Source organism: Aurantiacibacter arachoides, assembly GCF_009827335.1.
In the GTDB taxonomy this organism is placed as follows: domain Bacteria; phylum Pseudomonadota; class Alphaproteobacteria; order Sphingomonadales; family Sphingomonadaceae; genus Alteraurantiacibacter; species Alteraurantiacibacter arachoides.
Window position 1 is genome coordinate 1,758,145 of record NZ_WTYH01000001.1, and the last position, 13,160, is coordinate 1,771,304.

The 13,160-nt window shown below is 66.7% G+C and carries 11 protein-coding genes; 9 read left to right on the plus strand and 2 right to left on the minus strand.

Annotation, left to right across the window (positions count from 1 at the left end; all coding sequences use genetic code 11):
• Nucleotides 1–84: 84 nt before the first annotated feature.
• The 5 genes from GRI62_RS08635 to GRI62_RS08655 all read left to right on the plus strand — a co-directional run bounded on the left by GRI62_RS08635 (nt 85) and on the right by GRI62_RS08655 (nt 6,999).
• Nucleotides 85–2,028 carry an outer membrane protein assembly factor BamB family protein gene (locus tag GRI62_RS08635; RefSeq protein WP_131452924.1) on the plus strand — a complete coding sequence of 648 codons (1,944 nt, stop codon included), beginning with the start codon at nt 85–87 and terminating at the stop codon, nt 2,026–2,028.
• A gap of 5 nt (nt 2,029–2,033) precedes the next feature.
• Nucleotides 2,034–3,044 carry a hypothetical protein gene (locus GRI62_RS08640; protein WP_131452925.1) on the plus strand — a complete coding sequence of 337 codons (1,011 nt, stop codon included), beginning with the start codon at nt 2,034–2,036 and terminating at the stop codon, nt 3,042–3,044.
• The gene (locus tag GRI62_RS08645) at nt 3,041–4,159 is read left to right on the plus strand and encodes a hypothetical protein (RefSeq protein ID WP_131452926.1); all 1,119 of its coding nucleotides are present in this window, start codon (nt 3,041–3,043) and stop codon (nt 4,157–4,159) included. The genes GRI62_RS08640 and GRI62_RS08645 overlap by 4 nt, the downstream gene beginning before the upstream one ends.
• 64 nt (nt 4,160–4,223) lie before the next feature.
• Entirely contained in the window at nt 4,224–5,324 is a 1,101-nt protein-coding gene (locus GRI62_RS08650; RefSeq protein WP_131452927.1) for a hypothetical protein, read from the plus strand.
• Nucleotides 5,325–5,328: 4 nt separating this feature from the next.
• Entirely contained in the window at nt 5,329–6,999 is a 1,671-nt protein-coding gene (locus tag GRI62_RS08655; RefSeq protein WP_131452928.1) for a carboxylesterase/lipase family protein, read from the plus strand.
• A gap of 73 nt (nt 7,000–7,072) precedes the next feature.
• Here GRI62_RS08655 and GRI62_RS08660 read toward each other — a convergent pair whose 3' ends face one another.
• Both GRI62_RS08660 and GRI62_RS08665 read right to left on the minus strand, forming a co-directional pair.
• Complete coding sequence (locus tag GRI62_RS08660) at nt 7,073–7,591, minus strand: DUF6644 family protein (protein WP_131452929.1); 519 nt, start codon at nt 7,589–7,591, stop codon at nt 7,073–7,075.
• 14 nt (nt 7,592–7,605) lie between these two features.
• Nucleotides 7,606–8,142 carry a DUF6644 family protein gene (locus tag GRI62_RS08665; RefSeq protein WP_131452930.1) on the minus strand — a complete coding sequence of 179 codons (537 nt, stop codon included), beginning with the start codon at nt 8,140–8,142 and terminating at the stop codon, nt 7,606–7,608.
• A gap of 196 nt (nt 8,143–8,338) precedes the next feature.
• Here GRI62_RS08665 and GRI62_RS08670 point away from each other — a divergent pair, with 196 nt between their 5' ends.
• The 4 genes from GRI62_RS08670 to GRI62_RS08685 all read left to right on the plus strand — a co-directional run bounded on the left by GRI62_RS08670 (nt 8,339) and on the right by GRI62_RS08685 (nt 13,046).
• Nucleotides 8,339–10,297 carry an outer membrane protein assembly factor BamB family protein gene (locus GRI62_RS08670; RefSeq protein ID WP_131452931.1) on the plus strand — a complete coding sequence of 653 codons (1,959 nt, stop codon included), beginning with the start codon at nt 8,339–8,341 and terminating at the stop codon, nt 10,295–10,297.
• 33 nt (nt 10,298–10,330) lie between these two features.
• Entirely contained in the window at nt 10,331–11,230 is a 900-nt protein-coding gene (locus tag GRI62_RS08675; protein ID WP_131452932.1) for a hypothetical protein, read from the plus strand.
• Between the two features lie 80 nt (nt 11,231–11,310).
• Complete coding sequence (locus GRI62_RS08680) at nt 11,311–11,733, plus strand: DUF6152 family protein (RefSeq protein WP_131452933.1); 423 nt, start codon at nt 11,311–11,313, stop codon at nt 11,731–11,733.
• Between the two features lie 119 nt (nt 11,734–11,852).
• Nucleotides 11,853–13,046 carry an esterase gene (locus GRI62_RS08685; RefSeq protein WP_234027404.1) on the plus strand — a complete coding sequence of 398 codons (1,194 nt, stop codon included), beginning with the start codon at nt 11,853–11,855 and terminating at the stop codon, nt 13,044–13,046.
• The last annotated feature ends 114 nt before the right edge of the window (nt 13,047–13,160 follow it).

Here is a 13,160-nt window from a genome sequence, read left to right on the forward strand (position 1 = left end):
CTTGTTGACTGTGACCGATTCCGGCTAGAGCTGACGCACCGGTGACGGTCCGCAAGGGGCCGCGCCGATACATGGGAGCCGGACTTGACAACATCAAACCTCCGCCGCGCGCTTGCAACCGCGATCGGCCCGGCTTTCTGCCTGGCGCTTTCCGCCTGCGCGACCGTGCCGGGCATGGATCATGCCGGCGTCGCCGCTGCGCCCGGCGATACGTTCGATTTTGAAACCTGGGACGGCTACCTCGGCGGCGGCGACAGTTCGCAGTATTCCTCGCTCGACCAGGTCAATCGCGCCAACGTCTCGCAACTCGAGATCGCTTGGGAATACCCCACCGGCGATGGCGCCCCGCCGCTGTTCAACCCGACCGTCGCAGGCGGCCGGATGTACGTGGTGAATGGCACCGGCCAGCTGGTTGCCCTCGATCCGGCGAGCGGGCGGCAACTGTGGGTCAGCACCATGGAAGGCCGCATCGGGACGCGCGGCATCAACTACTGGACGGACGGCGCTGGTGACGAACGGCTGATGGTGCTCAACAACGGGATGCTGCGCGCCGTGAACGCGGCCACCGGCGAGGTCATCCCCACGTTCGGCACGGCCGGCGGGGTCGATCTGCGCGCCGCGCTGGCGGACGATGTCACGCCTGCCAACGCTCCGCTGCAAACCAACAATCCGGGCCGCGTCTATCGCGACACCATCATCATGAGCCTGCCCGCCGGCGCCTACGATTATGCCAGCGCACCGGCCGACATCCAGGCCTACGACATCCGCACCGGCGCGCTGAAGTGGGTGTTCCACACCATCCCGCGCGCAGGCGAGCCGGGCTACGAGACCTGGCCGGCCAACGAGCACGAGCTGGTCGGCGGCGGGCACAACTGGTCGGAAAGCACCGTCGATACCGAACTCGGCATCGTGTTCATTCCCACCGGCACTGCGCGCTATGACTTTTACGGCGGCAACCGGGTGGGCGACAACCTCTATACCGATTCGCTGGTGGCGCTGAACGCCGAGACCGGAGAGCGGATCTGGCATTTCCAGACCGTCCATCACGACCTGTGGGATTTCGACCTGCCGGTGGCGCCCAAGCTGATGACGATCACCCGCGATGGCGAGGAGATTCCCATCGTCATCCAGGCGACCAAGTGGGGCTACCTCTTCGTCTTCGACCGGCGGGACGGCACGCCGATCTGGCCGATCGTCGAAACCCCGGTGCCGCAGAGCGACGTGCCGGGCGAGGTCACCAGCCCCACCCAGCCGATTCCCAGCTGGCCCGAACCCTTCGCCCGCCAGACCTTTACCGTGGACGACATCAACCCCTACCTCCCCGAAAGCGACCAGGCCGCCCTGCGTGAACGGTTCGCCACCTATCGCCACGGCGACGGGCCGTTCATTCCGCCCAGCGTGCAGGGCACCATCTCCTTCCCCGGCCACAACGGCGGCGCCAACTGGGGCACCGTGGCGGTCGATCCGGCTACCCAGCGGCTCTACGTCGTCAGCCGCAACCTTCCGCTCAGCCTGCGCATCCAGGCCGACACCCGCGCCAGCGCGCTGGAAGCCATGCCCAACGCCGCCGAGCCGGACCTGCCCTATCGCTGGCCGGTCGATTTCATGCTGCAATCGAACGGCATGGTCGCGATCGAGCCGCCGTTCTCCACCATCACCGCCTATGACATGAACACCGGCAACAAGCTTTTCGAAACGCCCAACGGCGAGATCATGACGCTGGAAGCGCAGGGCATAACCGGCGTGGGTGCGCAGACGCCGCGATCAGGCCCGGTGGTGACAGGCGGTGGACTGTTGTTCGTGAACACCGCCAGCGACCGCGCCATCCGTGCGCGCAATTCGGAAACCGGCGAAGTTCTGTGGGAACATCGCTTCGATGCCGGCACCGAAGGCGTGCCGGCGATCTACGAAGTGGGCGGTCGCCAGTACATTACTGTTCCCGTGGGCGGCGTGGGCCATTTCCTGGGCGGCCTGGGACTGCCGGAGCCGGGGCCCAGCCGCTACGTCACATTCGCCTTGCCACGGTGATGCCGGTGCGCCGTCTCGCCCTCCTGCTGGCCACCCTGACGCTTCCCGGCAGCGCCTGGGCACAGGAAGACCTGACGCGGCTTCCCGACCCTTCCGACAGCTACCGGCCCGCCCTCACCAGCTGGGGTGAGCCGGACTTTCGTGGCGGGTGGCCGATCGACCACCTCAACGGCCGCACGCCGCTGCAGCGCGACCCGGCGCTGGGCGACCGCCAGTTGCTGACTGAACAGGAATATGCCGAGCGCGCCGAAGTGGTCGAAGCGCTGGAGCAGCGATACGCCAACGAGGACGAGAGCGGCACGATGGGCATGGGCCACTGGGCCGAAGTCTCCGCCGCCAACCGCCGCACCAGCTGGATCACCGCACCGGCCAACGGCCAGCTTCCCGCCCTGACGCCAGAGGGGCAACGCCTGTCCGATGCCATGCGATCGAGCTGGGTCGAAGGCCAGCCGTTCGACACGTGGACAGATTTCGACAGCTGGGACCGCTGCATCACCCGCGGGCTTCCCGCCAGCATGTTCCCCTTCATGTACAACAACGGGATGCGCATCTTCCAGTCGCCCGGCCTTGTCGCGTTGCAGATGGAAATGGTGCACGAGGTGCGGATGATCCCGACCGACGGCAGCGCGCACATCCCTGCCGCCATCGGCAACTGGATGGGTGACAGCCGCGGCCGCTGGCTGGATGCCAACACGCTGGAGGTGGAAACCACCAATTTCCGCCCCGGTCCCAGCGCCACCAACATCGGCACGACCGGCTCTCCGCGCGAAAACGACATCCCCGTCAGCACCAGCGCCCGGCTGGTCGAACGCTTTCACATGACGGGGCCGGACGAGATCATCTACGAATTCACCTGGGAAGACCCGGTGGTCTTCACTCAGCCTTGGTCCGCGCGGCTGGAATGGCTGCGCGACGACGATTTCGCAATCTACGAATACGCCTGCCACGAAGGCAACGTACAGGTGCGCAACTTCATCACCGCCAGCCGTGCAGAGCGGGCGGAGGCGGCACAGTGAGGCGCGCCGCGCTCCTGATTGGCGCCTCGTTCGCCTTCGCGTGCGCGGCGGTGACGGCACAGGCGCAGCAGCAGGTGCCGACCGATCTTGCAACCATGCCCCCTGTTGCCGACGATTACGTGCCCGGCACCACGGCCTGGGGCGATCCCGATTTCCGCGGCACCTGGCCGCTGAACGACATTGCCGAACTGCCCGTCAACAGGCCGGCGCAATATGGTGACCGTTTCTGGAAGACGCCCGAGGAAATCGCGGCGGAGCAGGGCCGTGTCGAAGCGTTGGAAGGCGCCTACGCCTCCGAGGACGAGGAAGGCACGATCGGTCTCGGCCACTGGATCGAATACGAGGCAGGCGTGCGCCGCACCTCGATGATCGTCTCCCCCGCGGATGGCCGGCTGCCTGCCCTCACTGCCGAGGGCATTCGCCGCTCCGCCCTGATGCGCGGCAGCTGGACCGTGGGCCAGACCTTCGACTGGGTGACCGATTTCGATAGCTGGGACCGCTGCGTCAGCCGCGGCTTTCCCGCCTCCATGTTCCCCTTCCGGTACAACAACGGGATCCGCATCTTCCAGTCGCCCGGCTATGTCGTGATCCAGTTGGAGATGCTGGGGACGCGGATCATCCCCGTCTCCGGGCAGGAGGAGGCCTGGCCCGTGGGCATCGACGGCTGGTTCGGCCACAGCACTGGCCGCTGGGTGGATGGCAACACGCTGGAGGTGGTCACCACGCGTATCCAGCCGGGCGCCAGCCTGTTCAACACCGCCACCCGCGGGGTGCCCGCCAACAACACCATCCCGATGAGCGCGGAAGCGCGCGTGGTCGAGCGCTTCTCCATGGTGGGGCCGGATACCATCACCTACGAGATGGACTATGCCGACCCGGTGATCTGGGCAGCGCCCTTCACCACCCGCGTCGACTGGACGCGCGACGACAGCTACGAATTTTTCGAATACGCCTGCCACGAGGGGAACGTGCAGGTGCGCAACTACATCACCGCCAATCGCACGCTGCGCGAACAGGAATATGCGCGCGGTCGCATGGTCGATCCTATCGATCCCGATGCCGCGCCGCCGCCGGCCATGGATCCCGCCAGCCGCGGCGTAGGTCGCCAAAACTGATTTGCCAGAACCGATTTGCCAGAACCGATTTGCCAGAACTCATTCGACCGAGGAGCAACCGTCCATGTCCCGCACAACCACACTGCTTGCCGCGATCTCGTTCGCCGCGCTGGCGATGACAGCGCCCGCCGCAGCACAGGATGCGCCCGCCGATCTCACCGTGCTGCAACCGATCCCCGCCGACTATGCGCCCCCGCGCACCAGCTGGGGCGATCCGGACCTGCGCGGTATGTGGCCGATCGACAATATCGCCAGCATTCCCATGCAGCGCCCCGCCCAGTTCGGTGACCGGTTCTACCTGACGGACGAGGAATACGCCGCGCGCCAGCAACAGGCGAGCGGTTCGGACGAGCGTTACGCCGCAGAGGACGAGGCCGGCACCATTGGCTTTGGCCACTGGGTGGAATCGGACGTATCGGGCCGCCGCACCTCGCTGCTCGTCAGCCCGGCGAACGGCCAGTTGCCGCCGATGACCGAGTGGGCGCAGCGCTACATGGCGCCGGGCGTCAGCCGCACCAGCTGGACGCCCAACACGCAATTCGACTGGGTGAGCGATTTCGACAGCTGGGATCGCTGCGTCAGCCGCGGTTTCCCGGCCAGCATGTTCCCCTTCCGCTACAACAACGGCATCGAGGTGATGCAGTCGCCCGGCTTCGTCGTCATCAACCTGGAAATGATCCACGACGCGCGCATCGTCCCCATCGTTGCCAACCGCGCCGCGGCCGAGGCCCGCCGCTGGCCCGCCGGCGTGGAGGCGTGGATGGGCCAGCCCATCGGCTGGTGGGAGGGTAACACCCTCGTGATCGAGACGAGCAACATCAAGAGCGGCAACAGCGCCGAGGAAGACACCGCGCTGCGCAATGCCTCTCCGCTCAACATGGCGACCATGGGCGTGCCGCCCTTCAACGTGATCCCCACCGGCCCGCAGGCGCGCGCGGTGGAGCGGCTGACGATGACCGGGCCGGACAGCATCGTCTACGAGATCACCTACACCGACCCGCAGGTCTTCACCGCGCCGTGGACCGCCCGGCTCGACTGGACGCGCAACGACGAATACCAGTTCTTCGAATACGCCTGCCATGAAGGCAACGTGCAGGTGCGCAACTACATCAGCGCCAGCCAGGCCGGGGTAGAGCTTTCGGGCGAAAGCGGCGGGCTGGAATAACCCGATGCGCTGCGGACACTTGCGGGCAGGCTTCGTCGCCCTGATGCTGGCGGGCACCGCCGGTTGCACCACGATGGCCGATACCGGCGCGCCAGCTGCCCGCGTTCAGGATGGCCCGGTGCGCACGGCGGGCGGCCTGGTGCGTGGCGTCGCGTCAGGGGCGGTTGACGGTATCACCGTGTTCCGCGGTATTCCCTTCGCCGCCCCGCCCGTGGGGCCGCTGCGCTGGGAAATGCCCCGCCCGGCCCCCGGCTGGCAGGGCGTGCGCGACGCCTCGGAATGGGGTGACAACTGCGTGCAGAATCCTGCCCCGCAGCGGTTCCCGGTCAATTCCGCCACCGACCTGCCGGGCAGTCCGGCCATGTCGGAAGATTGCCTCACCCTCAATATCTGGACCCCCGCGGTGTCTGGCGAGGAGCGGCTGCCGGTCATGGTGTGGGTCTACGGCGGCGCTTACAACGAGGGTGGCGGATCGGCTCCGTTCAGCCACGGCGACCATCTGGCGGCCAAGGGCGCGGTGGTGGTCACCTTCAATTACCGGGTGGGCTCGCTCGGCTTCTTCGCCCATCCGGAACTGACGGCGCGCGACGGCCACAGCGGCAACCAGGCGCTGGGCGATGCGGTGGCCGCGCTGCAATGGGTGCACGACAACATCGCGGCCTTCGGCGGCGACCCGGCGCGCGTGACGATCTTCGGTGAAAGCGCCGGTTCCGCCATGAACGCTGCGCTGGCCGGGGCCCCGCCGGCCGATGGCCTGATAACCCGCGTCATCGCACAAAGCGGGACCTGGCAGGGTCTCAACATCGGGCAAATGGTAGCCCGCGAGGCCGCCGAGCAGCGCAGCCTGGCCGCGGCGCAGGCCCGTTTCGGCGCGAGCGACCTCGCCACCTTGCGCGCCCTTCCTGCGACCGAGATCAACGCGAGCATCCCCGGCCAGGGCATGATCGTCGATGGCCATATCGTGCCGGAAGACCTGACCCGCGTGTTTGTGGCAGGCCGGCAGCTGGATGTGGACGTGCTCACCGGTTCGAACGAGGACGAGGGCAGCTTTACCGCCCTGTTCGGCCCGCCCGCCACGCTGGCGAGCTGGACGCAGGGCGAGGCCATGCGTTGGGGCGATGCGGTAGAATTGGGCCGCGCGGCCTATCCCGTCACCACTGATGCCGAGGCGCTGACCACGGCCACCCAGCCGTTCGGTGACAACATGACCTGGCTCCATCGCCAGTTCGCCATGTGGCAGGCCGCGCGCGGCAACCGCGCGTTCCACTACTGGTTCCGCCACGATCCGCCCTATGACGAAGGGCGCGGCAACCTGGGGGCCGCCCACACGGGCGAAATCCCCTACGTGTTCGACAACCTGTGCGCCCCGCGCACCTTTCCCGGCGGATCGTCGGTCGAGCGGATGTGCGGCAACGCGGCGGAGGAGGCCCTGGCCGACATGGTCTCGCAATACTGGGTGAACTTCGCTGCCACCGGCGATCCGAACGGGACCGCTGGCAACGGCGCAGCCCTGCCGCGCTGGCCCGAGGTCGACACGCTGGGGCCGAACCAAGTGTTCGTGATCGATGCGGAGCGGACGGGCGTTGCCGAATGGATCGGCCCGGCCAAGATTTCACTTTACGACGAAATCTTCCGCAGCCGCGTGGCAGAACCGCTGGGCATCGCGGCCGACTGACGCCCTTCCCCGAAAAGGGAAATCCGCAGCTCGCCAGAAAAGGGCGCGGGGGGGCCTTTCCCCCCGCGCTTCTTCAGTAGAAAATGCCCAGCGTGAAGCCGATTGCCCGCCCGGCGAACACCACGCCAATCCAGAACACCAGCGACAGCGTAGCCGCCACCTTGGCGCCCGTCGGCAGGTGCAGGCCGGTATCCCAGTCGTGCACCGTCTTGTAGGTGACGAAGTGGAAATACAGCATGTTGAGCGCGGCCAGCACCAGCAGGCCCATCTTCATGATGAAATAGGGGTTCGCCATGTAGCTGGACGCCTTGCTGATGAACAGCAGCGTGCCGGTGATCGCGGCCAGCACAAAGGCGCCCCAGGTCCACGGCAGGGTATCGCTGCTCATGCGGGTCACCGCCGTCTCGTTGGAGGCGATGCCCAGCAGGCGCAGGTCCATCACCGCGATCGTACCGATTACCGTGACCAGCGCGATGACGTGGATCGTCTCCAGCGTGGGAAAGGCCCACAGGCTCTCCGCGATGGAGGTGCCGAGCGAGGAATATTCAATCGATTCCCAGATATTGGTGGGTTCGGGATAATAGGAAGCCATGTCAGATAATCCCCTCAAACCGGCGCGTAGGCGATCCAGCGGCCGCCCACCATCACCAGACACCACAGCACGACGACGACCCAGCTGGTCGTGCGTACAAGCGCATTGGCACGCCATTGCGGCCCCCCGGCGTGGGCCTGCGCCCGCACCCCGCGCTGGAATATGATCGTCACCGCCAGCAACAGTGCCAGGCTGATCATCTTGAACCAGAAAATCGCGTTGATCATGTTGCGCACCGGTTCGGCGAACAGCATCAGCACGCCGCTGACGGCGATGAACACTAGTGCCCACCAGATCCACGGCAGGTAGCGCGCCGAAACCTGCGGCACGGTGCGCGTTCCGCCGGCAAGATCGTTGATCCGCAGCGTCAGCATCAATGTGGCGCCGAAGCCCAGCGCGATCGACAGGATGTGCATCACCTGCGCCAGCGGCACGCCCCAGAAATTTTCCACCATCACCCGGCTTATGCCGGTTTCCTGCATCCAGAATGCCCAGTCGAGGAGGAACGTGTTCCTCAACCACTCGGTCCATTCGAAAAAGAAATCTCCCATCGGCCAATCCCCCGATTCGCGTTGTCCCTGCGGGAGACGCGTTGACCATGTCCGACCGCGCCGTCCCTTGTTATCGGCAATCGCGCTAGCGATGAGGGCGGCCATTGCCAAGCCCCGGAAGCGCGTTTAGGACATAATCAACGAAACATGCAAGGGGAGGCGATTCCCCGGTGTGGGCAAGGGATGGGAGATTGCGATGCGGGCGCGACGCATGGGGACGATGGGGCTGGCCATGTTGCTGGCGTCCTGCGCCGCCATTCCCGATACGGGCGCCGCGCCGGCGTCAAGCGCGGCGATACCCGCGCAGCCCGATGGCGACTGGCAGACGCTGCACCGCGATCTTGCCGCGACGCGCTACTCCCCGCTCGACCAGGTCACCCGCGCCAACGTCGGCCAGTTGCAGCAGGCGTGGAGTTATTCCTACCGCGCGCTCAACCAGGCCGTGCCGCTGGTGATCGACGGGATCATGTACTTTCCCGCCGCCAACCGGATCGTCGCGCTCGATGCAGCCACCGGGGCCGAGGTATGGGTCCACACACAACAGTTTCCCGCTGCGGAAAACGGGCCGCCGGGCGGGTTTGCCGGGCGCGGGCTCGGCTACTGGCCGGGGGATGGCGCGCACGCGCCGCGCCTGCTGGTGATGGCCGGCACGCAGCTCATGGCCTTTGACCTTGCCACCGGCACACCCGTCGCCTCGTTCGGAGACAACGGCGCGGTCACGGTCGATCCCGGCTATTCGGGCACGCCGACCATCACCGGCAACGTCGCCATCGTGGGGGCCGCCAGCCTGGAAAACCCGCGCGGCAACCCCGGCAATCCGCGTGGCTACGACGTGGTGACCGGCGCGAAGCTGTGGGAATTCGATACCACGCCCGATCCCGGCGAACGGTTCAGCGAGACCTGGGGCGAAGGCGGCTCCGTCAATCGCGGGGGCACCAACATGTGGGGGTTCGCCGCCACGGTCGATGCCGCCACCGGAACCGCCTACCTGCCCATCGCCGGCCCCGCGCACAACTATTACGGCGGCGACCGGCCGGGCACCAACCTGTTCGGCAATTCGGTGGTCGCGGTCGATGCCCGCACCGGCGCATACCGCTGGCATTTCCAGACCGTCCACCACGACATCTGGGACATCGACATGAGCCATGCCGGGCCGCTGATCCCGGTCACGGCGCCCGACGGCACGCGCCAGATGGCGATCGCCAACGTGGGCAAGTCCTCCAACTTCTTCCTTCTCGATGCCACGGACGGCGACCCGGTGCTCCCGGTCGAGGAGCGCCCCTTCCCCGCTGGTGACGTGCCGGGCGAATACTATCACCCGACCCAGCCCATCCCGGTGCTTACTCCGCCGCTCAGTCGCGTTGCCATGACCGAGGCTGACATCGTCACGGCCGACGATACCACCGCCACCCATGCTGCCGCGTGCCGCGCGATGTGGGACCGGGCTGGCGGCTACATCAATCTGGGGCAATACACGCCCTTCATGTACCGCGCGCCCGGTGCCCCGGTGCGGTCCACCATCCAGCTTCCCGGCGGCATCGGCGGGGTCAACTGGGGCGGCCCGGCGGCGGATCCGACCACGGGCATGGTCTACGTCAACGCGCTCGATACCTCACTGGTCGGCTGGGTGGAACAGGTGGAGGGCGACGCGCCCTACAGCTTCGACGCCAGCGACGGCGGATCGATGACCGCGTACGATCGGGCCAGCGTCAACGGCAAGGGCCCGTTCTTCACCTTCGAAGCGCCGCTTTCGGGCCAGTACGATGCCAACGGTCGCCCCGTCGGCACGGTGCTGCCCTGCTACAAGCCGCCGTGGGCGCGGCTGACGGCGGTCAACGCCAATACCGGCGAGATCGCCTGGGCCGTGCCGCTCGGCATGTTTGACGAGGATGCGCTGCCCGAGGATCGCCGCGTGCTCGGCAATGCCGGCAGCGCCGGCCCCACGGTGACCGCGGGCGGACTGGTATTCGTCGGCGCGACCAACGACCAGCGCTTCCGCGCCTTCGACTCCGCCAGTGGGGCCCAGCTTTGGGAAACGCAGCTACGCGGAAATGCCAATGCCAATCCGTTCGTCTATCGCGGACGCGACGGGCGAGAATTCGTGGCGATCAACGCGGGCGGCGCTATCGTCGCCTTTGCGCTGCCGCGACAATGACCAGTTGACGACCAGATAAGGGGATACGTGAGGATGAAGTACAAGGCATTCACGGCGCTTGCCGCCGGCGCCATCGCGATTTCGGGCTGCACCGCCACCACCGCCGACGCGCCGATGCGCAGCAATGCGGCGGCATCCACGTCGGCGGGCGGCATGGCCATGACCCGCATCGGCGATGCGCCCAATTTCAACGGCGTGTGGCAGGTGATGAACTCTGCCAACTGGAACCTGGAGCCGCACAGCGCCGCAGCCAACCCGTTGCCGCAGGGCGACCGCATCCTGGGCGCGATCGGAGCAATCCCCGCCGGGCTGGGCGTGATCGAAGGCGGCACGATCCCCTACAACGAAGCGGCGCAGGAACGCCTCGCCCTCAACCGCGCGAACGTTATCAACCACGATCCCGAAGCGGCCTGCTATCTGCCCGGCATCCCGCGCGCGACCTACATGCCGCACCCGTTCCAGATCGTGCAGGGCGACGGCGACGACATCCTGATGGTCTACGAATATGCCAGCGCCAATCGCGTGATCCACATGGGCGAGGTCGGCATTCCGCCGATCGATACGTGGATGGGCACCAGCTATGGCCGCTGGGATGGCGACACGCTGGTCGTGACCACGCTGGCGCAAGGCCCCGGCCTGGTGAAATTGCCGGCGGGCGAGATGATGGACGGCGTGACCTGGCTCGACCGGGCGGGCAACTACCTCACCAACACCGCCACCGTGATCGAACGCTTCACCATGGACGAGAGTGGCGACCACATGGATTATTCGGTCTCGATCGAGGATCCCACCGTCTACACCCGCCCCTGGACCATCAACATGACGCTTTACCGCGCCGTGGGTGCCGATGCCCAGCTGCTGGAATTCAAGTGCGTGCCGTTTTCCGAAAACCTGCTCTACGGTGACTTAATCGAAGGGCAAGGTAGCGAGTGATAGACGGACAAAGTCAATCTATGGTATGACGGGCCATTCCGTGCCCCGGATGGCAGAAGATTCGTTCAAGGAGTGTCATGATGCTTAAGTCCAAAATGGGCGCCGCCGCGATCGGCGCCGTGCTCACCGTAACGGCGATTGGGGCCACAGCGCACCACTCGTTCGCCACCGAATTCGATCGCAACCGCCCCGTCCGCCTCGAAGGCACGGTGTCGATGTTCGAATGGGTGAACCCGCACAGCTGGATCCACATCGACGTGAACCGCAACGGCCGGACCGAACGCTGGCGCGTGGAAGGCGGCGCCCCCTCGGCGCTGCTGCGTCGTGGCTGGAACCGCAATTCGCTGCCCGGCGGCACGCGCATCATCGTCGATGCCTTCCAGGCACGCGACGGCGACACCCGCGCCTCGGCCGCGGAAATTCGCTTCCCCAACGGACGCGAGCTTTCGCTGGGCAACCCGACGACCGAGGCGGTTGCCGCCGCCGCACGTCGCGGCCAGTAGGCTGTCGCAAGCAGGGTCTGACCCTTCGATGGGGGCTTCCGCAAGGAGGCCCCCGTTTTCGTTTGTCCGATTGACTTGCCGCGCCGTCGGCCTTGCTTCGCTACCGAGAGGATGGTCTGATGACCCGCACCCTTCGTTCCGCGCTTACCCTGTCTCTGTCGCTGCTGGCGGTGGCTATGCCGGCCTTCGCGCAGGAGGGCGCCGCACCGCGCACCTGCCGCGACACCGCGCCGTTCCAGCCGATGGACTATCGCTCGGTCGAGCCGCTGGCCGACGGCCGGGTCACCTTTCGCCTGTGCGCACCCAATGCACGTGCCGTAAGGGTGATCAGCAACGATCTCGATCCGTGGGTGCCTGCCGGTTTCGGCGGCGGGGAACGAGGTCTTGCAATGGTGCGCGATACGGCGGGCCTGTGGAGCGCGACCACGGCCCTCCCCGTGCCCGCGGACACGTATCGTTACAACTTCGAGATCGACGGCGCGAAAGTGCCCGATCCCATGGCCTCCACCTTCAGTCGGGAGCGCACGGGGGTGAACTCCACGTTCGAGATGCCGGGCGAGGCGGGTGCCTTTCAGTCCTACCGCGCGGACGTGCCGCACGGGATCGTCAGCCGGGTGGAATACGCGTCGACCGCGCTTGGCGCGGTGCGCGAGGCCTATGTCTATACCCCGCCCGGCTACATGGCGGGAACGGGACGCTATCCGGTGCTCTACCTCGTCCACGGGGCGGGCGATTCGGCAGACAGCTGGAGCAGCGTGGGCCATGCCAACTACATCGCCGACAACCTGCTCGCCGCGGGCGAGGCGGAGGCGATGATCATCGTCATGCCTTTCGGCCATACGCCGCAGGGCAGCGCGCCGAACATGCTGGTGAACACCGCGTTCGGAGAGGATCTGACGACCGATCTCGTGCCCTTCATCGACGCGACGTTTCGCACCCTGCCCGATGCCGACCACCGGGCCATGGCGGGCCTGTCGATGGGCGGCGCACACACGCTGAATTTCGGAGTGACGCGGCCCGACCTGTTCGGGGAAGTTGGCGTCTTCTCCATGGGGCTGGGATTCGACAATCCCGACGCGATTGCCAGCTACACGCGGCGCAACGCCGATGCCCTTGCCCGGCGGGCCGCATCAACCCAGCCGGTGTATTACGCCATGGGCCGCGACGATTTTCTCTACGCCAGCGCCGCGCCGACACTGGCGCTGTTCGAGGCGAACGGCATCCCCTACGATTACAACGAGAGCGACGGCGGCCACACCTGGATCAACTGGCGGCGGTACCTGCACGATTTCCTTCCCCGCCTGTTCCGATGACGCGCCAGACCGCCATGCCCAAGGGGGCATCGCGGTCGGAACTCATGGTGGAGAGAGGAAGCGGAGCAAGAGAGGGGAAGGCTATTTCCGCAAACCGACCGCGATGCATTACCG

Coding starts and splice junctions, on each gene's coding strand:
- GRI62_RS08680 (WP_131452933.1), top strand. CDS start 11,311: ATGCTTAAGTCCAAAATGGGCGCCGCCGCGATCGGCGCCGTGCTCACC.
- GRI62_RS08650 (WP_131452927.1), top strand. CDS start 4,224: ATGTCCCGCACAACCACACTGCTTGCCGCGATCTCGTTCGCCGCGCTG.
- GRI62_RS08685 (WP_234027404.1), top strand. CDS start 11,853: ATGACCCGCACCCTTCGTTCCGCGCTTACCCTGTCTCTGTCGCTGCTG.
- GRI62_RS08675 (WP_131452932.1), top strand. CDS start 10,331: ATGAAGTACAAGGCATTCACGGCGCTTGCCGCCGGCGCCATCGCGATT.
- GRI62_RS08660 (WP_131452929.1), bottom strand. CDS start 7,591: ATGGCTTCCTATTATCCCGAACCCACCAATATCTGGGAATCGATTGAA.
- GRI62_RS08665 (WP_131452930.1), bottom strand. CDS start 8,142: ATGGGAGATTTCTTTTTCGAATGGACCGAGTGGTTGAGGAACACGTTC.
- GRI62_RS08670 (WP_131452931.1), top strand. CDS start 8,339: ATGCGGGCGCGACGCATGGGGACGATGGGGCTGGCCATGTTGCTGGCG.
- GRI62_RS08655 (WP_131452928.1), top strand. CDS start 5,329: ATGCGCTGCGGACACTTGCGGGCAGGCTTCGTCGCCCTGATGCTGGCG.